A 21,587-nucleotide genomic window follows, 5' to 3' on the forward strand; every position below is an offset into this window, starting at 1 on the left:
TTCCTTTTTTTTGGATAGTTAAATCGTGAGATATAGAATTTATCGCATCGCCTTTGACGTACTACAATTTCAAGAGATTTGATTATTCGGTATCAATTAAGAACTATTTAGTGAAATAAAATCGCTAAAATAAGTTAGCTCTGTTTTTTTGTTTTACTTATTTCCTTTTTGATAATCGGCTAAAAATGTAGCCAAACCACTATCTGTTAGTGGGTGTTTTAGCAAGCCTTCAATAGCACTTAATGGTCCAGTTATTACATCGGCACCAATTTTAGCACAATTTAAAATATGCATGACGTGACGCACAGAAGCTGCTAGAATTTGGGTTTCATAACCGTAATTGTCATAAATTAATTTGATATCTTCAATTAGGGATAATCCATCAGTAGATATATCGTCTAATCTTCCTATAAAAGGAGAAACATAAGTAGCACCTGCTTTGGCTGCCAATAAAGCTTGACCTGCCGAAAACACCAAAGTGCAATTGGTTTTTATTCCTTTGTTCGAAAAGTATTTTATTGCTTTGATCCCGTCTTTTATCATTGGGATTTTTACTACAATTTGTGGATGCAAGGCAGCTAATTTTTCTCCTTCGGCAACCATTCCTTCAAAGTCAGTTGAAATTACTTCGGCACTAACATCGCCATCAACTAATTCGCATATTTTTACATAATGAGCAATGATATTAGCTGCACCAGTAATTCCTTCTTTTGCCATTAATGATGGGTTAGTAGTTACACCATCTAGGATTCCTAAATCATTTGCCTCTTTAATGTCTTTTAAATTTGCTGTATCTATAAAAAATTTCATGTCTTTATTATTTAGTTTTTTGTTTGTTTATTTACTTTGTTCAATATATTTTAGGATTTCTTCGCAAGCATGTGCACTTGTAAATCCAAATTTTTCATCTAAAACTGTTGCTGGTGCCGAATATCCAAAATGGTCTAGCCCAATTACTTTTCCGCTATCTCCTATCAAACCTTCAAGATTTACGGGTAGTCCAGCAGTAAGGCCAAAAACTAATTTTCCTTTTGGAATTATACTTTCTTGGTACGATTTAGATTGCTCTTTGAATAATCCTTCAGAAATGATGGAGGCTACATTTATTTTTAGATTTTTTTCTTTTTCCAATAGAACTGCAGCAGCTAAAAGGGTTGCCACTTCCGAACCATTTGCGATTAATGTGATATCTGGATTTTGAGTTGACTTTACTAAATATCCGCCTTTTGACGCTTCTGTAGCCTCTTCGTATCTTGAAGTTCCTTGTGCAGGAATATCTTGAATGTTTTGTCTCGAAAGAATTAAACCAGTTGGAGTTTTAGTGTTTTTTAATGCCATATCCCAAGCTACTGATGTTTCTATCGCATCGGCAGGGCGTAAGGCCAATAAACTTTGATTCCCTGAATGGTTTTTAATTTTTTCCATTAAGCGAATTTGTGCTTCCTGTTCGATAGGTTGGTGCGTAGGTCCATCTTCACCAACGCGAAACGAGTCATGTGTCCAAACATATTTTACAGGTAATTCTTGAATAGCTGCTAATCGAATAGCTGGTTTCATATAATCGGAGAATACAAAAAATGTCGCTACTACAGGGATTACACCACCATGAAGCGCAATTCCGTTTGCGATGGAAGTCATTGTTAATTCAGCCACTCCAGCTTGTAAAAAGGCACCATTAAAATTATTTTTTTGTAAAATCGATGATTTTTTAAGGAATCCATCGGTTTTGTCACTGTTCGATAAATCTGCCGATGAAACAATCATATTTTCTACGTTTTCTGCTAAATAGGCAAGTACAGCAGAAGAAGCTTCTCTTGTTGCTACATTTGGTTTTTGAACAACACTGCTTAAATCTAAATCAGGAATTTCACCAGATAAAAACGATTCTAGTTTTAAAGAAAGTGCTGGATTTTCTTTTTTCCAAGAAGCGATTTGGAGTTTTTTATTAGCAGATGTTGCTGTTTTTAATTCAAGGATGTTAGCGTAATGTTTTGCGACTTCTTCATAAATAGCAAATGGATCTTCGGGATTTGCTTTTAGATTTAAAAGTGTTTTTACGTAATCTGCTTTTGTATCACCAATAGGTTTTCCATGCAATTCACATTCTCCTTCATACATCGCCCCAGTTGCTGTAACACAACCTTTTCCCATAATTGTCTTCCCAATGATCAAAGTAGGTTTTTCAACTTCTTCGTGTGCTTCACTAAGTGCTTTTCTTATTTGAGTATGATCATGACCATCAATTGTGATTACGTTCCAACCCCAAGCCTCATATTTCATGGCGGTATTTTCGGATGTTACTTCATCTGTCATTGACGAAAGTTGCACATCATTAGAATCATAAAACATGATGAAATTATTCAATCCTAAGTGTCCAGCAATTCTACCTGCCCCTTGAGAAATTTCCTCTTGAACACCACCATCAGTGATGAAACCGTATATTTTATGCTCAAAAAGCCCTTTGAATCTTGCATCAAGAAACTTGGCGGCAATAGCTGCTCCAACACCCATAGCATGACCTTGTCCTAATGGTCCCGAGGTATTTTCAATACCTCTCAAAACATCCACTTCGGGATGTCCTGGCGTTACGGAGCCCCATTGTCTAAATTGTTGAAGGTCTTCTTTTTTGTAATTTCCTAATAAATAATATTGAGAATACATTAATGCTGATAAATGTCCAGCATCCATAAAGAAACGGTCTCTGTATGGCCAATCCATTTCGGTTGGGTCAAAGTTGAGGTATTCCGTATATAAAAGATGCATAAAATCGGCACCACCCATGGCGCCTCCAGGATGTCCTGAATTGGCTTTTTCTACCATTGAAATGGAAAGCGCTCTTATGTTGTCTGTAGCTAATTGGTCAATTTTTTGGTTCATAATTATAGTTCTATTTTTTTATTGTAATTAATTAAAAATCCAAACTGTCAATTCAATTTTATAATAAAAACAAAATTTGTTGTCGTTTTTAGCGATTGAATTAAAGTAGATTAAGTGTTTTTTTTCACTAATTAGTTAAAAACAAAATCAACCAAACTTGAGAAATTGTGTATTGAAAATTGTTGAAAAATAATAAGTGTAAAAAATACATTTACAAATGTATGCAAATTTATTCTACAATAACAAATAAATTATTTTTATAACTTTTTTAAATAAGAATCTTATTTTTTTAGCCAATAAAAAATGGCAATACTATTTTTTTGATAGTATTGCCAAAGTAAGACTGTGTTATTGAAAAACGATAGAAAGGTTAAATCCCCTTTGTGTTGAGGTATTATTTAATTAGTCTTCAAGAATCGGAAAGTCTCTTTTTTTGCTTCTAATTGAAATGCATTTTCTTTTTTAGTAAAATTCATTTCAATAATTGCTGCTTTTCTGGGTGCTTCCTGAGCACCATTGAAATGCGTATGGAAAACATATTGCAACTGGTTCTCTTTGTCCAAAAATAAATCACCATGACCGGTTCCATTTTCTCCAATTAAATTTCGAGAAATAATAGGACTCGTTGCTGCCTTTTCCCAAGGTCCTAAGGGACTTTTACTGGTAGCGTATCCTACGGCATAGTCAGGATTTCTAAAATCATTTGCTGAATAAATTAAATAATACAAGCCCTCTTTTTTTATCACTGTAGGCCCTTCGGCAACTGGCCAGTTTACATTTTGGGTGTTTTCCCATAGTAGTTGTGCAGAGATACATTCTGTTAGTGTTTCTGGTTTTATACTTAAAAGGTCATCATTTATTTCGGCTACAAAAATTCGGTTTCCATTTGTAAGTCTAACATGATATAAATATTTTTTGCCATCATCATCTATAAATACAAATGGGTCTATTTGCTTTACTAGAGCTACTAGAGGTTCTTTTGTTGTATTTTTAAATGGTCCAATCGGGTTATTACTTGTTGCAACGGCAATATTTTCATTGGCAGTATAAATCATATAAAATAGATTGTTATACTTTATTATTTGTGGAGCCCAAAATCCGGTTGTTCCATATGCATCTCCTTTTTTGAGTGCAAGACCACCTTGAGCACCTACGGGTCCTTTCCAATTTTTTTGATCAGTTGAGGTATACACCTGAAAGCCTTCTCCAATAACAGTTGTGTTTCCAGTAGTTGTTCCGTATAAGTAATAGGTTCCATCGTTATAAAAAATGGTAGGATCTGCTAGAAAAATATCTTTTAATGCTACTGGGGGGGCAGGGGTTATTTTATCTTCTCCTTTTGGTTGAGAACAAGAACTTAAACTTAGTCCTAAAAATAGAATTATATAAATTTTTTTCATTTGAGTTTAATTAGAGATCATTTTATTTACGAATTGAAAAGTGGTAATACGAGATTGTGTGATATTTTTCACCCAGTTTTAAGGTTATCGATGGGAAATTTGGTTGGTTTGGTGCATCTGGAAAATGTTGTGTTTCTAAAGCGAATGCGGTTCTAAAATTATCTTTTGCACCTGATTTAAATGTGTTTTTACCTTGCATAAAATTGCCACTGTAAAACTGAATTCCAGGTTCGGTTGTATATATATCCATAGAAATCCCCGAAAGGTCTCCAGTAATTGTAGCCGCATGTTGCATTCCATCTTTAATATCTCCAGTTAGGACATAATTATGATCGTAGCCTTTTCCAAACTCTAGCTGTTCGTTTTTAGTCTCAATGCGCTCTCCAATAGTGTGTTTTTCAAGAAAATCAAAAGGGGTGTCAGCAACATTTTCTAATTTACCAGTTGGAATTAAACCAGAATCTACTGGTGTATATTGTTGTGCAAATAATTGTAATTCATGGTTCAAAATAGTACCACTACCTTCTCCATTTAAATTAAAAAAAGCATGATTGGTTAAATTAACAATGGTAGTTTTATCAGTGGTGGCTTCATATTCCATTTTTAAAGTTTTATCTGCAGTAATACTGTAGGTTACTTTTACGTGTAGATTTCCAGGAAATCCTTGTTCCATATCAGCAGCAATGTAGGTCAAAATTAAAGTATGCTCATCCGTTTTATCCGCACTCCACACTACATCTTGAAAGCCTTTTTTACCACCATGCAATGCATTTTCTCCGTTATTTAAAGGAACATTGTATTCTTTACCTTCAAGGGTAAACTTCCCTTTTGCAATTCGGTTTCCAACTCTACCTATTGTAGCTCCAAAGTAGGGTTCTGTCGATTTTTGAAACCCAATGACACTGTTCATTCCAACTACAACATCAGTTTCTTTTCCATTTTTATCTATTAACCATAATCCTACTAATCTTCCTCCGTAATTGGTGAAAGCCGCTTTTAAACCGTTATTTTCGATCCAATATAAGCTCGTCTTTTTATTGTCTATTACTGTTTCAAAATTTTTATTTTCTAAAGAATTTTTAGCCAATTGAGTAGTCGATTCTTGATTCATATCTTTTTGAGTTGAATTATTATTTTTATTTTCTTTGCATGAAACTTGAATTACAGTAAGAATTATAGCGGTGTAAATCTGAATTTTTTTCATTTTTTTTAATTTTTATATCGTTTTTAAAGAAAACTATTCGGCAGGAATATTTAGTATCGTTCCAGCACTAAGGGGTTCTCCAAACACAGGAAATCCGTTTGAGTCCCAGTTTATTTTTTGCATTCTTGGAGCTCTTTTATTTCCACAACCTTCCCCAGGATTAGAGTTGGCATGATATAAAATCCAATCTTCTTTTCCGTTTGGGGATTTGAAAAACGAATTATGTCCTGGTGCAAAAACTTGGTTTTTTACCGATTGTTGAAATAAGGGTTGCTCTGATTTTATCCAAGAAGAAGCATCCAGTAAATTGCCAATTCCTTTATAATGCAATAAGCCTAAAGCATAAAAATCAGTCCAACAACCGCTTGCTGAATACACTATAAAAACTTGGCCTCCATTTGATAAAAACTGTGGTCCTTCATTGACATTCACTTGTGGTGGATTAGACGGATCATTTAAGGCTCCGTGCTTTTCCCATTCCAGAGTTGGTGATGAAATTAGTACTCGATCTCCCTCTATTTCACAAGGATTTTTCATTTTTGCGATATAGATATTCTGTTGTCCATTAGTATCTCCTTCCCATCCTGCCCAAATCATATATAGGCTATTTTTATAGGAAAATACATTTCCGTCAATGGCCCATTTATCTGTTTTTGCAGCTATTTTTCCTTTAAATTCCCATTCCCCTTTAAAAGGATCGTCTGATTTGTTTTCTAATACATACATTCGATGGGTATTATTGTCTCCATTATCTGCGGCAAAATACACGTACCACTTTCCATTTATAATATGAAATTCGGGTGCCCAGATGTCCCCAGAATAGGCAGTATTTTTTGGTGCTATCCAAATGGTTTTGCTCTCTGCATTTTTCAAATCGGCTAGATTTTTAGTTTTCCATAAAACCAACCTGTTTTGCAACGTATGTGTATAATAATAATATCCATTGTAATACGTACTATATGGGTCTGCGCCAGAAGGTAAAATAGGATTAGTAAAGGTTTCTTTTTGCGAATAGGTTTCGGAATTGCAACCAGAAATAATTACGATTAACATCAACATTAAATATCTTTTCATTGTGACGACTGTTAGTTAGATTTGTTATTTAGAGCATCAATAACTTCTTTATTGATTGTGCTTACTTTTTCAAAATCCATTTTATCTACTTTTCTATCATAGGTCATAAACCCATTAACTTCACCTTCAACATCAGTAGTTTGGGTATATACTGCTGCAGAAAATCCTGTTTTAACTAATTTCTTTAATTCGGTTGCATACTTAATATATTCATTGGTTACTTCAGCATTATTCTTGAATTTTACATACCCCCAATTGTCATTTGCTCTCCATAAATGACCTTCGACAGGTAATCCAATTCCCCCATATTCCCCTAATACAGTTACTCTTCTAGCATCATAAAGATACAATTCGGGACCAGGATAATTGTGTAAATCTAAGATATCGCCTGTTTGAAAATGATTTCCTCCACTAGATGAATTGACTAATCTACTTGGATCGTGATTCTTGGTCCAGTCTGTAATTTCAACGGTTTTGAATTGTCCCCAAGCTTCATTAAAAGGAACCCAAACGACAATACTTGGATAGGAATACAAATGATCCATAATTTCTTTCCACTCTTTTTTATAAATTTCTTCAGATTTAGGTGTTCTTTGTAATTCATTACCTTCAAAATATTTTTTGTTTTGCCATATAGGTTGCTCATCACCACTTGGCATATCTTGCCATACTAAAATTCCTATTTCATCACAATGCGTATACCAGCGATCTGGCTCTACTTTAACATGTTTCCGAATCATATTAAAACCCAATTCTTTTGTCTTAACAATGTCATATTTTAAAGCCTCATCAGTAGGAGCGGTATATAGTCCGTCAGGCCACCAACCTTGATCTAATGGGCCGTATTGGAAATAGTCTTTATTATTCAGTTGCATTCTAAGAACACCATTTGAATCTCTTTTAGATCCAATTTTCCGCATGGCAAAATAGCTTTTTACTTCATCAACCATTTTCCTGTTGCTAATTAATTTCACATTGGTTTTGTATAAAAATGGAGATTCTGGTGACCATAGTTTTGGATTATTTAAAACAATTTCTATATTTTCTCCAGCCGAAGCTTTAACAGTTACAAGTGCTTTTGAATCCTCATAAACAGTTACTTCAATTAGATCTCCATAACTTGCTCCTGCAACTTCAGGTTTTATGTTAATCACATTCTGATCAATATTTGGCGTGGTTCTAATCGTTGTAATATTCTTTTTATTTACAGGCTCTATCCAAACGGTTTGCCAAATTCCCGTAACCGGTGTGTACCAGATTCCTTCTGGGCTCCTAACTTGTTTTCCTCTTGGTTGTGGTCCTTCATTAGAGGGGTCCCAAACTTTTACCGTTAATTGCTGCGTTTTTCCAGTTATGAAAGGTGTTATATCAAAAGAAAACGGAGTATATCCACCAGTATGGGAACCTATTTTTACGCCATTCAACCAAACTTCAGTTCTCCAGTCAACTGAACCAAAATGCAGTAAAATATTCTGGCCTTTCCAATTGGATTCTATAGTGAAGCTAGTGTTATACCAAAGCTCATTTTTAGCGCCAACATCTTTCATCACACCAGACAAACTGGATTCGACTGCAAAAGGAACAAGAATTTGACCGTCATATTTCTCAGGAGCTGCTTTTCCAACTTCTAGAATCGCATAATTCCATAATCCGTTTAGGTTTTTCCATTCCTTTCGTTCCATAATTGGGCGAGGATATTCAGGAAGTACATGATTAGGTTCTACTTTACTTGCCCATACTGTTTTAATTTTTTCTCCAGCAGGTTTCCATTGTGCGGATAGTGATAACCCTAAAAATAAAAATAGGATTACCTGTACATTTTTTTTCATCATTATATTATTTATTTGTAAGCACACATCATTTAAATTGACTTGTTATTTTTTTGTCATTAAATAAATTACCAGACTATTTTAAATAGTCCGGTAATTTTAAAAAAAAAACTAACTAACCAACTTTGTGAATTTCTTAACCACTAAAAATTCACTAGTTTTTTATATATGGTTCCTATTAATTAACCAACTTTAAAGTCGACCAAGAATAGGGTTTGTTATTTATATTGGTTGCAATATCTTCTGTATAATCATTTGTTCCTTTCTCTCTAAGGGCTATGTTGTAGCGTACTCTCATGTCTTTTGATGGGATTCCACCTAGTGTTGTCCAAGGAATTTTGGTTTCTATTCGATAGCCATTTGTGGTTTTAACTGTAGTCGTTAGAATTCCTTGAGAACCATCTAATTTTTTCCATTTGCTATTTTCGCCTTCATAAAGTGAAAATTGATTGGATTGTCCTAATTCGAGTTTAAAGATGGAACTTCCAGGAACGATTAATTTTTTATTTTTAGGATCTAAATACAAATCCAAACCATCACTTCCAGTTATTGCATCCGTGCTTATAATTTGGCTGTCTTTTATTTGTGCAAAAACATATAAAAACTCGGTATCATACGTAAAATTAGCTTCTAATTGTGTGGCACTTTTTTGGCCAATAAAAATTGGGCTTTCTTTCTGCCAAACTCCTTCATTGCTCAGTCCGTCAATTGTAGCAGTTTCCCTGACAGCATTAATATCGCGTAAAACATGCCCTTTTATCATCCAAATTTGTGATGAGTTGGAAAATTGGTTTGTGGTTGTTAAAGCAATTACGGTATCATCTTCCAAAACAGAAATACTATTCCACAATGCTGATTTTCCATTTGAAAGTAGAAAAGGAGTAGATTTTCTATTGAAATTTTTGGCTTCATTATTCCCAATTACCACTTTCATATCGGCATTATTAATGTCGTTTGAAGTTCTGTTTTCTGTTCCTTGATAGGACAGTAGCACTTCTCCTGTACTCAGTTGCGATAGGTAAGGAGCACCCGCATAAACAGAGTTACTCAATACCTCTTCCAAAGCATAATTTCGATTATTGCTGTTTGCATCAATGGTTTGTTTCCAGTTTTCTGTAATTGAATTTCGAATAATATAGGGCTTGAATTGATTCTCAACACCATTATCTTCAATAGAAAAAACAATTTCTGTTTGATTTTTTAATAGAATAGGAGAAGGCATTCCGTCTCTTTTCCCAGCTCTGAAACTCACAATTTCAGGTGTTGTTGACCATGTTAAACCATTATTTGAAGAGCGAATAAGAGAAATGTTTTGTTCAGTAGAAGTGCGGTACACGTTTTCATTGGAAAAAAACAATTGAATTTCTCCACTCGGAATTTGTAGTGCAGAAGGTTCCCAACAGCCGTTTTCAAAATCGGAACTGGCTTCATAAACAATTTGATTTTCTTTCCAAGTCAAACCTCCGTCATAACTTTTAATAGTGTTGATAGAAAATTTTTCGTTGCTATTTCCATTACTAATTGGTCTTGGATTATAGCAAATCAAAATAGAATTATCTTCTAACTGTAAAATATCAGGCGTGGTCATATTCACCGCAGTATTTCCAGATGCTACTTTAATAGATGCACTCCAAGTATTTCCAAAATCATTACTTGTCTTTACTAATATGGCTCCTCCAGATTCGTAAGTACAAATTAGTTTTTTATCGTTTAATTGTATTAATCTCGCGTACCCATTGTAATCCGGACTATTTTTATCCGAAACCTGAATTAAAGTGTTATAATCCCAAGCAATTCGGATGCCTTCAACAGCGGGTTTAGATGGAATGTTTTCTACTATCGGTTTTTCATCAACCACATTTGAAGAATCACTACAAGAAAGTAATGGGATGAAAATAAAGAGTAGAAATAAATGATTTATTTTATTCATTTTTTTACTTTTTTGAATTTGATTCCGTTTTACTTAAACCAAATTTTTGCACCAAATTGTTATACTCCTTGGTGGAAATGGAAATCATACAGCCATGTCTTGCTTTTTCGGGTAAACTATATTTATCCCAATCACTGTAAAAAGTATATCCTGAGGCCTGAAACCAAGGGCCATTTAAATTATCTGAAATAGATAATCCATAAGAAACTCCTGGGTATTGTTCGTAATACAGGTACCAAATTTTATCATCAGGAGATGCAATCAACATCGGTGCTTCTCTAAAATTAGGACTAATCGATTCTTGTGGTAAGGAGTAAGGGCCTAAAAGCGATTTTGATTTAGCAATTCGGATGGTTTTTCCCGTGGTCCAATATAAAGAGGGGTAAGTTTCATCTTTTAAAACAGCATAATAGGAATCTCCCACTTTTCTAATAAATACATCAATTGTTCCCATATCCCAATCAAACAATCGATTGGGTGTGCCTTCAAAAGTTTTTAAATCCTTAGATAACACATAAAGTGTTCTTTGACTTGCCCAATAAGCTTCTGGATCTTCTTTTGAGCCTAGTTTGTGTGGTGTGTGCCATGTTAGCATAAATTTTACTGAGTCTTTGTCATAATACAATTTTGGAGCACCTATTCTTTGTAATGCATTTGCATAATCAGGAGTGCTTTTTAGGTCAGGTGTATAAACAGCATGTTTTTTCCAAGTTATTAAATCATCAGAAACCCATATATTAATTTCTGGTGATTCATCGCTGGTATTTCCTGCTATATAATACTTTCCATCTGGCCCTTTACAAATATCAGGATGACCTTGATATTCTGGAAACACTCTTTTTCCATCATTCAAATTAGTCCAATGCAAGCCATCAAGACTTACTGAATAGTATAACCTCCCGTAATCTGTATGGGTCATATGAGCAAATAAGTAGGCTTCGTTCTTTGGTTTTGAACCATTTTCTACTTGTCCCGGTGGATTAGGTTGTTGCGCAAATAATGCCGTTTCTAAAAATAAAACGGCTATTAGAAAAAGTGTATTTAATATCCTTTTTTTCATGTGATTGGTATTATAACCCTATTTTAATTCATTAAAATAGGGTTAGTTTTCAGCTTATTTTATTTAGAAACAGCCTCAGAGGTTAATTTCTTTATTAGTTCAGTTTCCTTAACAATATAAGGAGAGCCATCTGTATTAAAAACCTCGTGGAACCATACTGGAGGAGCTGCAGTGTATTTTTTTGTCCAACTATCCCAAGGGAATTTTGTTTGTGTTTTTCCGTCAACTAAACCCCAGTTGATCATTGCAATTTTGTTTTCTTTTGCAATTGGTAAAAAACCTTCGAATGTACTTCCATTAGGGCGAGCCATATATTCTGTACACAACATTGGTTTTCCATAACGTTTTAATTCATTAATGCGTTTTACAAAATCGACAGGTTTATCATAGCAATGAAATGAGATTACATCCGATTGTTCTAACTGTAATTTAAAAATTGGTTTTAGATTCACCTCTGTCCAATCGCCAGCCCAGACACCTGAAGTCAATGGTTGTGACGGGTTACTTTCTCTAGCCCATTGGAATGCTTTTTCTAAAAGAGGGTATACAAAATCAACTTTATTAGCAATTTCCACTTTTTCATAAGAAGGACCTGTCATGTTATCAGGCTCATTCCACACATCCCAGCCTAATATTCTATCATCATCTTTGAAATGCGCTACCGTTTCCTTAACGTATTTTTCTAAACGCGGATATTCTTTTTCGTCTAATAATGCTTTTTTCCCTGGACTTTGTACCCATCCTGAATTATGAACAAATGGTTTTGGGTCTCTTTGTTTTCCTAATTCTGGAAAGGGATCCCAACAAGAATCAAAAAGCACAAATAAAATTTTTATATGGTGTTTGTTGGCAATTTCTAAAAAGCTATTCATTCTTTTATATAACCCTTCGGCATCTTGTTTGTGTAACAAATCATGTAAATAAACACGCATTACGTTCATTCCAATTTGTTCTGCCCAACCAAGTTCTTGATCAATTCTTTTGGGGTCAAAAGTAGCTTCTTGCCACATTTCTAATTGATTTATGGCAGTACTTGGGCAATAATTTGCCCCTACTAGCCACGGCTGTTTTGCGTACCAGAAATTGGCCTGTTCTTTTGTCCAGATCTCTCTTTTTTCAACCGTGGTTGTTACTGTATTATTCTCTTTTTCTTTACTTGATTTAGTTTTGTTACAACTAAGTAATAACATCCCTACTAGCACAAGCGCCAGATATAGTTTTGTGTTTTTCATTATAATTTATTTTATTGGGACAAATGTTTGCTAATTTTAAGGGAGTGATTCAGGAATCATTCCCTTAAAAATTATAGCTTAATATTCTGGATTTTGAATTAAATTGGGGTTGTTGTTAACCTCTACTTGAGGAATTGGCAATCTTTTATGTTTGCCAACAACGAAGTTTTTAAAATCAGGATCACGGGCTGCAATTTTATCTACAGCAGCTTGAGAATCTAAATCTCCCCAACGTTTTAAATCTTCCCAACGAACACTTTCGCCAGCCAATTCTAAAACTCGTTCCATTTTTAATTGTTCTAAGAATTTGGTTTTGTCATTTCCAATTTCAGGATGAGCAGCGGCTAAAGTGCCTATGTTTACACGAGCTCTTACCTTGTCTACATATTGGTAGGCACCAGCGGTATTTCCTGTTTCATTCAACACTTCGGCATAACGCAATAAAATATCTGCATAGCGAATTAATCGGTAGTTTACTTGACTGTAATAATCTTCATTGTCTCTATAGTAATCTCTACTCCCTTTTCTAAACCATGCCTCATCAGCTCCCCATTGCCAAGTTTTATTATAGGTTTTGTCTCCAAAATCAGCTAATAAATCAGGATAAAACAAGGTATATCTTAATCGAATATCTAAACCACCGTCTTTATTTTTTTCTTTCTTGAAAGCCTCAACTAACCAATATCTTGCTTGTCCATCAGACCATCCAATACTTCTTGGAGCAAAAAACTGAGCACGGTTACTAGAAACGGCCGCACTAGGATCTTCACCAGTTCCCCCTTTTCTTTGATCTCCAAACTGAATTTCAAAAACAGATTCATTGTTGTTTTCATTTACATCAGTAAAGTTATCTCTGTAATTAGCTACTAAACTATATTTTGCGCCAGATCCAGTTATTAAATATTCTAAAGCCGTCTTAGCTTCAGGCCATTTGCGTTGTTGCATATACACTTTTGCGAGCATTGCTTTTGCAGCACCTTTGTCAGGTCTTCCAGTTTGGCTTGACGACCATTCTGTTGGTAAATCGGCGTAAGCATCATTTAGATCTGATTCAATTTGTTTCCAAACTTCAGTGATATTTTTTTGTTCTGGACGATCATTTGGTGTTGAAGGCTCTAAAACGATTGGAATATTTTCCCAAAGTATCGCTGCATAGTAATAGTTTAGTGCTCTTAGGAACTTTGCTTCAGCTAAAATGTTCTTTTTATCCACTTCATTTTTGAATTCAATTTTGGGAACATTGGCTAGCACTTGATTGCATCTAAAAATAGCTTTGTATGTATCTCTCCAAGTAACTGAATTCCCTTCCCAGAAGTTATAATTGATATAATTAAATCGGGTCCAATCGGCTAATTCAATCCATGGGCTTTGGCTAAAACCTTCATCAGATGTTAAATCAAGACGGAAATAAATCCATCTCGCCCACATTCCATCTTTATAAAACATAGCATATGCAGAATTTATTCCTGCTTGTGCATCACTTTCTGTAGCCCAATATTGACCTGTTGTTAATGTATTTGGGTTGTTAAGTTCAAGCTCATTATCGCATGATGATAAGGAAAGGAGGTTGAGAAAAACTACAGTTATTAAAAATATTTTTTTCATTATACTATTTTTTTAAAATTAAAAACTAAACTCTACACCTAGTGAATAGGTTTTTAGATTTGGAAATGAACCTACATCTACCCCTCTTTGAAAAATATTACCATTACTGAATTCAGGATCTAATCCAAGATATTTTGTAATTGTAATCACGTTTTGTGTAGACAAAGTAAATCTAGCACTAGTAAAACCAGCTTTTTGTATTGTTTTTTCAGGTAGGTTGTAACCAATTCCAACATATTTAAGTCGGATAAAATCACCACTTTCTAAAAATCGATCACTATCCCCTCTTGAGTTCAAAGTAGTTCCTTTTACAATTCTAGGAAAATCTGTATTTGGGTTTTCAGGTGTCCAAGGTTGAATTCCAGATCTATAGTTACTATCGTCATCAAAACGGTCTACTGTACTTCGAAATCCGTTATAAACGGTTGCCCCTTGTGAGGTAATCCAGTTCATAGAAAAATCAAAGTTTTTATATGAAGCTCCTACATTTAATCCCATTTCGAATTTTGGCCATGGACTGCCTACAATGTCTTTGTCTTCATTTGTAATTTGTCCGTCATCATTTACATCTTTAAAACGAATGTCTCCAGGTTGTGCATTTGGCATTATTACGGTCCCAGTTGAGTTTACATAATTTTGAATTTCTTCTTGATTTTGGAATAACCCATCCGTTTGTAACATGTACCACATTCCTACAGCACCACCAGCTCTTGTTATTGTATTCCCTTGAATACTTTCATTTTGACCATTACCCAGAGAGACTAACTTGTTGTTTAGTTTAGTAAAGTTGATAGAAGCATTGAAGGAGAAGTCGTTTATTTTCTTATTGTAACTTAAATCCAATTCAAATCCTTTATTTTCGATAGTTGCCGCATTTGAAATTGGATTTCCACCATCATTTCCAGTTGTCATTAAAATTGGGAATCCAAACAAAACATCTTCTGTACGCGCTATAAAATAATCTGCAGTTAAGCGTAATGAGTTATTTAGCATTCCTAAATCGATTCCAACATTGGTTTGTTTTAATTTTTCCCAACGCAATTCTTCGTTTGCTAATCTAACTTGAGTGGCTGATGGATATAAAGTTTGTCCATCTCCCAATACAATGGCACCAAAAGTGTTTATAAATCCTTGGTATTCATAATTTCCAATGTTTCCACTTCCTAATTCACCATAGCTGGCTCTCATTTTTAAATCATTTATGAAATCCACTTTAAAAAAGGATTCGTTGCTCACTCTCCATCCTAATGAAACGGATGGGAAATTACCCCATTTATTAGCATCACTAAATTTTGAAGAGCCATCACGTCTGAAAACAGCATTAAATAAATAACGATCATCATAGTTGTATTCCAGTCTTCCCAAATAAGACGCTAATGCAGATTCATTTCTAAATCCACCAACTTCAGCTTGATCACCTAGATCCAAAACATCAAAATAATTTCCTGTACTTGGATTAATCAAAAGATTTCTTTTTGTACCATAAATTTGGTCGTAATTGTCTTTTTGAAAGGTTTGACCTGCTAAAAGAGTAATTTCATGTTTACCAAACTCCTTTTTGAATGTCAATGTATTTTCAAATAATTTAGTTTGTGAACGGCCTTTATTTTGGTTAATAAATGACTGCTCATAGGGTTGATTTAAAGTCCAATTTCCTAGTTTTCTAATAAAGTTGTAACTATCAAAACTGGTTTCATAACCAAAATTAAATCGGTATTTTAGGAAAGAAGCTAGTTTCAATTCCGTCCATAAGTTCCCTCTTATTCTAAAATTTTGATTTTCTGTATCTAATAAATTGGCAATAGCAATTGGGTTTGTCCCAAAAGTATTTGCAACACCTTGTTTTCCATAACCATATCCGCCTGGGTTATCTTCATCATAAACTGGAATTGTAGGGAATAATCGGTACGTATCTATGATTGGGTTGCCTGACATTTCATCTGTTTTTGAATTACTGATGGCTAAGTTCTCCCCAATACTGAAAATTCCTTTTGTACCACTTGTGTTCACTCTAAATGAAACTCGGTTGAAATCAGTTGAAACTACAGTTCCTTTATTTCCAAAATAATTTGCTGACATAAAGAATGTTGAATTGTCTCCTCCACCTGAAAAACTAGCATTGTAATCTTGAATTAAGCCTTGTTTAAAAACTTCTTTTTGCCAATCAGTGTTTACGCCAAGATTTAAGTTTTGTCTTGGAATACCTGCATTATCGTATGCTTGAAAATTAAATTTCGAAAACTCTTCAGTTCCCATTAAATCATAGGTAGGCATAGATGTAAAGCTGGTTTTTGAGGAAACTTCTATTTTTAGTGGTCCTTTTTTACCTTTTTTGGTAGTAATTATAATTACACCATTTGCTGCTCTAGAGCCATAAATTGCAGCAGCAGAGGCATCTTTTAAAACTTGGATAGTTTCAATGTCATTTGGATTAAAATCTCTATTGGCTGATGTAATTAATCCGTCAACTACATACAGCGGATTTGCATTTTGTAGGTTTTTAAGTCCTCGAATTTCAATACTGGCTTCTTGTCCGGGTCTTCCGCCACCTCTAACTTTAACTCCTGTTACTAAGCCTTGTAATCCTTCGGCCATTGTAGTAACTTGTCTTTTTTGAATTTCATCGGCTTTAACCACTGAAATAGCTCCAGTTAGATCTTTCTTTTGTTGTGAACCATAACCAATTAACACCACTTCATCTAGAGCAACTGCCCCTTCTTCTAGCGAAACGTTAATTGTTTTTTGATTATTGATTGAAACTTCTTTTGTTTTATATCCTTGATAAGAGATAACAAGAGTTTGATTTGTCTTTGCAGTAATTGAAAATTTACCTTCAAGATCTGTAACAGTACCATTTGTAGTATTTTTCACTAAGATATTTGCAAATGGAACAGCATCTCCATGAAGAGCTGAAGTTATTCTCCCAGTAATTTGAATTTGGTCTTGCGCATACGTTTGTTGAAGTAATAAACTAAAAAAAAGTAAGAGGTAGTATCTCTGCTTTAAAATTTGGTTGATTTTTGTTTTCATTGATTTTTCGTTTAAAAAGTTTTCATTGATTTTGGTTTTTTGGATAGTTCCTTTATTATTTTAATCGTCTCTTATTCGATCAAAAAAATAGTTAATATTGTTTTTTAAAATCTGTTGCTTCATTTTTCTAAATTTTAATTATTGTGTATTTTTAATTTGTTTTTTTTACACATGTAATAATTTTTAAGCTAAAAAAATATCAATATGTTTTATTTCAAAATTCAAATTAGGCCTTTTTTATTCGAAAAAAATCAATTCATTTGTGTCAATATTACTTGTAAATGATGCAGATTTCTTTTTTAATGCTAAAAAATTATGTTGTTGCAACATTTGGAATACAATTGAGACGATTTGTAGAAGTTGTCGATTAACATCAAATTTAAAAACATGAGTAAATTCTTATATTTTGTAATTCTTATTTGTTTTTTTACTAATTTTTTATATGCTCAAGACTATTATTTTAAGCACTATAAAGTAGAAGAAGGACTTTCGAATAATACCGTTTTAACTTCGTTACAAGACCAAGATGGTTTTATGTGGTTTGGTACAAAAGATGGATTAAATAGATTTGACGGCTATGGATTTAAGACCTACCGCGGGAATGGTGATCCTATTCATAGTTTGGGTAGTAACTATATTCAATCGCTGCATGAATACAAAGGAATTATTTGGATCGGAACTGATAAGGGGTTGTATAAATATGATAAAATAGCAGATCGGTTTAGTATTCTAAATGAGGCCATTAATGATAGAATTGCGACAATAGAGCATGATGAACATGGTAATATATGGTTTATTTCAGGTAACATTCTCTATAAATATTCAATACTAAAAAATGAAACTACGACATTCAATCCTAATAGTTATTTTATTGCAACATCAATAACTAGAGATGCAAAAGGGGAAATATGGGTTTCGTCTTTAAACAAGCTGTACCACTATTCAGATGAAAGTTTGTCATTTGAGAATGTTGTGTTGAATTATGATGCTGTAAGTAAAACTCCTTATAGGATAACTGTTATTTATGCTGTAGATACTAATAATATAGTAATTGGGACACAAGAACATGGTGTTCTTTCGTACAATCCTATCACTAAAAAAACAGTAGCATTGCCATTTGCCAAAAATGAATGTTTGTTTGTTCGTCAGTTCAATAAAAAAACAAATAATGAAATTTGGATAGCTAGTGAATCGGGTGTGTTTATTTATAATATCAAAACAAATAAATACACTAATCTTAAAAAAGATTTTAACGATCCCTTTAGTATTTCAGATAATGCGGCTTATTCTATAACTATTGACAAGGAATTGGGTGTTTGGATAGGAACTTATTTTGGGGGCATTAATTACCATCAAAAACAGTATACACAATTTAAAAAATATTTCCCCAAAAACAATCAAAACTCCATTAGCGGAAGTGCGGTAAGAGAAATTCATAAAGATGATAAAGGTGATTTTTGGATAGGTACTGAAGATGCTGGTTTGAATAAATTTAATACAAAAACACAGGTATTCACTTCGTTTAAACCAAATGGAAGGTCAGGTTCAGTGTCCTATTATAATATTCATGCTTTATTGCCTAGAAAGGACAATATTTGGATAGGAACTTTTGAGCATGGTTTAGATGTTTTAAATCGAAATACAGGAAAAGTAATTAAACATTATGAAGCTAGTAGCGCCAAAGGGGCGCTTAAAAGCAACTTTGTATTTAGCTTTTATGAAACAAGAAACAAGGATTTTTTAATACTGACTTCAATAGGGATTTACAAATACAATGAACTCGAAGATAATTTTGATCTCTTTAGTATATTTCCTGAAACCATGCATTATACTACTTTTATGGAGGATGTTGATGGTAATTATTGGGCTGGAACTTATAGAGAAGGATTATTGTTTTATGATTCTAAAAACAAGAAAAATGAGATCTTTAGATACAATTATAAAGACAAAAAGGGGATTAGCAACAGTTCTATAAACTGTATTTTTCAAGATAGTAACAATAATTTATGGATTGCTACAGAGAATGGATTGAATCTTTATGATAAAAAAACGAAAAGCTTTACTAAATTCGACACAACAAATGGATTTCCTAGTAATGTGTTCTATTCTATAGTAGAAGATGACTTGAAAAATCTATGGATAACAACTTCCAAGGGATTAGTGAATTTTGGTTCAGATCACACAAGTATTAAAATTTACACCACTGCAAACGGATTGTTAAGTGACCAGTTTAATTATAACTCTGCATTTAAAGATAGTAATGGAGATATGTATTTTGGTAACCTGAACGGGATGATTAGTTTTAATCCTAAAAACTTCACTAAAAATAAATATAAACCGGAAATATTTATAACCAGTTTGCAAATAAATAACAAAGAGGTTTTGACAAATGAGGAAAATTCACCTCTAAAAAAATCCATTTCATACCTAGATGAGTTAGAGTTGGAATACGATCAGTCATCATTTAATATTGAGTTTGCAGCTTTAAATTATACTGGTGCGCAACTGACTGAATATTGGTATAAGCTAGAAAACGTTAATAAAGACTGGGTGTATTTAGGAAGGAATAATAAAGTTTTTTTTACGGCTCTTGCCTCTGGTACTTATACTTTTAAAGTAAAATCATTAAATAGTTTTGGAGTTTGGAGTAAAGAAGCTACTATAACTATAAAAATACTCCCGCCGTTTTGGGCTAGTATTTATGCATATGTATTTTACTTTATAGTATTATGTTGCGGGTTATTTGCAATTATTAGATATTCAAATAATGTGACTCAAGAGAAAAACAATCGAAAAATTAAGCATCTGAATGATGAAAAAGAGAAAGAAATTTATCATGCGAAAATAGAGTTTTTCACCAATGTGGCTCATGAAATAAAAACGCCTTTAACGCTTATTAAAAGTCCTTTAGAAAAATTATTGAATTTTGATTATGAATTACCAGAGATTCCTCAGAATCTTTTAATAATGAAAAAAAATACCTCCAGATTACTCAAGCTGGTAAATGAACTTTTGGATTTTAGAAAAACAGAAATTGGAGGCTTAAAACTCACTTTTGTAGAGACAAATATTTCTGCTGTTATGAGAAACTTGCACCTGCGTTTTAGTCAGCTAATAGAGGAAAAAAACATTGATTTTGAACTCGATTTAAGTGATAAAGATATTTATGCTTTTGTTGATAAAGAAGCTTTAAAAAAAATACTCAGTAATTTGTTTAATAATGCAATTAAATACTCCAATAATAAGGTGATTGTAAGTTTAACTAGGGACGAAAAAAAATTAAAACTGTTGGTTAAAAATGATGGAAATTTGATTCCTAGTTATTTAAAAGATAAAATTTTCGAACCCTTTTTCAGAGTAGAAAATATGGGTAATAATTCAGGAACTGGCATCGGATTGTCCTTGGCACAGTCTTTAACACAACTTCATCATGGGAGCTTACAATTGGTTTTTATAGAGTCGGAATTAAATGTTTTTGAACTTATTGTTCCGCTGCATCAGGAAGAAGAATTTATGTTATATGATGAGTTTCCTAAAGACTCTGGCAATAATGAAAGTGTAATAAAAGAGTTGGAAGGAAAGAGCGAAAAAACTGCTATTCTTGTCGTAGAAGATAATGAAGATTTGTTGGATTTTATTACAAAAGAACTTATTTCTTCTTACATTGTTTTTTCTGCAAATAATGGAGAGTCAGCTCTGGAAATAATTCATAATGAAAATATTTCATTAGTTATCAGTGATATTGGTATGCCTGTGATGGATGGAATTACGTTGTGTAAAAAAATTAAAACTAATCTTGAAACAAGCCATATTCCAGTAGTATTGTTAACGGCAAAAAATTCACTTAAATCACAAATTGACGGACTTGAAGTAGGTGCTGACTCCTATATATCCAAGCCTTTTTCTATGGAATATTTAAAAGTTCAGTCTTCAAATTTAATTGAAAACAGAAAGCAAATAATGAAATATTATGCCAGCTCTCCCCTTTCGCACATCAAAAGTATTGCTCACAATAAAACGGACGAAGCTTTTTTGAAAAAATTAGATGATGAGATTATTAAAAATATTACAGATCAAAATTTAAGTGTAGAATCCCTATCGGAGATTATGAATATGAGCAGGTCAACTTTGTATCGAAAAATCAAAGATATTTCTAATTTGAGTCCAAATGAATTAATCAATATTGTCCGATTAAAAAAGGCGGCTGAATTGTTGCTTAATGGAGATTATAAAATGTATGAAATTGCTGAAATGGTAGGATATAAATCGCAAACCAGTTTTGGTAGAAATTTTCAAAAACATTTTAAAATGTCTCCATCAGATTATATTTCAATGAAAAATTAATA

The 21,587-nt window shown here is 33.2% G+C and carries 12 protein-coding genes; 1 reads left to right on the top strand and 11 read right to left on the bottom strand.

Going from position 1 to position 21,587, the window contains the following annotated elements; genetic code table 11:
• Positions 1-153 precede the first annotated feature (153 nt).
• From fsa to AB3G39_RS03375, 11 genes are all read right to left on the bottom strand, one after another.
• Complete coding sequence (gene fsa, locus AB3G39_RS03325) at positions 154-810, bottom strand: fructose-6-phosphate aldolase (RefSeq protein WP_369766015.1); 657 nt, start codon at positions 808-810, stop codon at positions 154-156.
• A 27-nt stretch (positions 811-837) separates the two neighbouring features.
• Positions 838-2,877, bottom strand: a complete 2,040-nt coding sequence (locus tag AB3G39_RS03330; RefSeq protein WP_369766016.1) for a transketolase family protein — start codon at positions 2,875-2,877, stop codon at positions 838-840.
• Positions 2,878-3,275: 398 nt separating this feature from the next.
• Positions 3,276-4,277, bottom strand: a complete 1,002-nt coding sequence (locus tag AB3G39_RS03335; RefSeq protein ID WP_367772451.1) for a glycoside hydrolase family 43 protein — start codon at positions 4,275-4,277, stop codon at positions 3,276-3,278.
• A gap of 22 nt (positions 4,278-4,299) precedes the next feature.
• Complete coding sequence (locus AB3G39_RS03340; protein ID WP_367755779.1) at positions 4,300-5,481, bottom strand: aldose epimerase family protein; 1,182 nt, start codon at positions 5,479-5,481, stop codon at positions 4,300-4,302.
• A 33-nt stretch (positions 5,482-5,514) separates the two neighbouring features.
• Positions 5,515-6,555 (bottom strand): family 43 glycosylhydrolase, encoded by a 1,041-nt coding sequence (locus AB3G39_RS03345; protein ID WP_367772449.1) that lies wholly within the window; start codon positions 6,553-6,555, stop codon positions 5,515-5,517.
• Positions 6,556-6,566: 11 nt separating this feature from the next.
• On the bottom strand, positions 6,567-8,387 hold the full coding sequence (locus AB3G39_RS03350) for a glycoside hydrolase family 2 protein (RefSeq protein WP_367772447.1): 1,821 nt from the start codon (positions 8,385-8,387) through the stop codon (positions 6,567-6,569).
• A gap of 175 nt (positions 8,388-8,562) precedes the next feature.
• Positions 8,563-10,314, bottom strand: a complete 1,752-nt coding sequence (locus tag AB3G39_RS03355) for a sugar-binding protein (protein ID WP_367772445.1) — start codon at positions 10,312-10,314, stop codon at positions 8,563-8,565.
• Positions 10,315-10,318: 4 nt separating this feature from the next.
• Positions 10,319-11,374, bottom strand: a complete 1,056-nt coding sequence (locus AB3G39_RS03360) for a glycoside hydrolase family 43 protein (RefSeq protein WP_369752714.1) — start codon at positions 11,372-11,374, stop codon at positions 10,319-10,321.
• Between the two features lie 59 nt (positions 11,375-11,433).
• On the bottom strand, positions 11,434-12,606 hold the full coding sequence (locus tag AB3G39_RS03365; RefSeq protein ID WP_367772443.1) for an endo-1,4-beta-xylanase: 1,173 nt from the start codon (positions 12,604-12,606) through the stop codon (positions 11,434-11,436).
• A 78-nt stretch (positions 12,607-12,684) separates the two neighbouring features.
• The gene (locus AB3G39_RS03370) at positions 12,685-14,211 is read right to left on the bottom strand and encodes a RagB/SusD family nutrient uptake outer membrane protein (RefSeq protein ID WP_367772442.1); all 1,527 of its coding nucleotides are present in this window, start codon (positions 14,209-14,211) and stop codon (positions 12,685-12,687) included.
• Between the two features lie 18 nt (positions 14,212-14,229).
• Positions 14,230-17,241 (bottom strand): SusC/RagA family TonB-linked outer membrane protein, encoded by a 3,012-nt coding sequence (locus AB3G39_RS03375; protein WP_369752713.1) that lies wholly within the window; start codon positions 17,239-17,241, stop codon positions 14,230-14,232.
• Between the two features lie 387 nt (positions 17,242-17,628).
• Here AB3G39_RS03375 and AB3G39_RS03380 point away from each other — a divergent pair, with 387 nt between their 5' ends.
• Positions 17,629-21,585: a two-component regulator propeller domain-containing protein gene (locus AB3G39_RS03380; RefSeq protein ID WP_369752712.1), complete on the top strand. Its 3,957-nt coding sequence runs from the start codon at positions 17,629-17,631 to the stop codon at positions 21,583-21,585.
• Positions 21,586-21,587 lie beyond the last annotated feature (2 nt).

This window comes from Flavobacterium sp. WC2416, assembly GCF_041200095.1.
GTDB lineage: Bacteria > Bacteroidota > Bacteroidia > Flavobacteriales > Flavobacteriaceae > Flavobacterium.

What these genes read in the sequence shown, in the direction of transcription:
- fsa (WP_369766015.1), bottom strand. Translation starts at nt 810, where the DNA reads ATGAAATTTTTTATAGATACAGCAAATTTAAAAGACATTAAAGAGGCA.
- AB3G39_RS03330 (WP_369766016.1), bottom strand. Translation starts at nt 2,877, where the DNA reads ATGAACCAAAAAATTGACCAATTAGCTACAGACAACATAAGAGCGCTT.
- AB3G39_RS03335 (WP_367772451.1), bottom strand. Translation starts at nt 4,277, where the DNA reads ATGAAAAAAATTTATATAATTCTATTTTTAGGACTAAGTTTAAGTTCT.
- AB3G39_RS03340 (WP_367755779.1), bottom strand. Translation starts at nt 5,481, where the DNA reads ATGAAAAAAATTCAGATTTACACCGCTATAATTCTTACTGTAATTCAA.
- AB3G39_RS03345 (WP_367772449.1), bottom strand. Translation starts at nt 6,555, where the DNA reads ATGAAAAGATATTTAATGTTGATGTTAATCGTAATTATTTCTGGTTGC.
- AB3G39_RS03350 (WP_367772447.1), bottom strand. Translation starts at nt 8,387, where the DNA reads ATGATGAAAAAAAATGTACAGGTAATCCTATTTTTATTTTTAGGGTTA.
- AB3G39_RS03355 (WP_367772445.1), bottom strand. Translation starts at nt 10,314, where the DNA reads ATGAATAAAATAAATCATTTATTTCTACTCTTTATTTTCATCCCATTA.
- AB3G39_RS03360 (WP_369752714.1), bottom strand. Translation starts at nt 11,374, where the DNA reads ATGAAAAAAAGGATATTAAATACACTTTTTCTAATAGCCGTTTTATTT.
- AB3G39_RS03365 (WP_367772443.1), bottom strand. Translation starts at nt 12,606, where the DNA reads ATGAAAAACACAAAACTATATCTGGCGCTTGTGCTAGTAGGGATGTTA.
- AB3G39_RS03370 (WP_367772442.1), bottom strand. Translation starts at nt 14,211, where the DNA reads ATGAAAAAAATATTTTTAATAACTGTAGTTTTTCTCAACCTCCTTTCC.
- AB3G39_RS03375 (WP_369752713.1), bottom strand. Translation starts at nt 17,241, where the DNA reads ATGAAAACAAAAATCAACCAAATTTTAAAGCAGAGATACTACCTCTTA.
- AB3G39_RS03380 (WP_369752712.1), top strand. Translation starts at nt 17,629, where the DNA reads ATGAGTAAATTCTTATATTTTGTAATTCTTATTTGTTTTTTTACTAAT.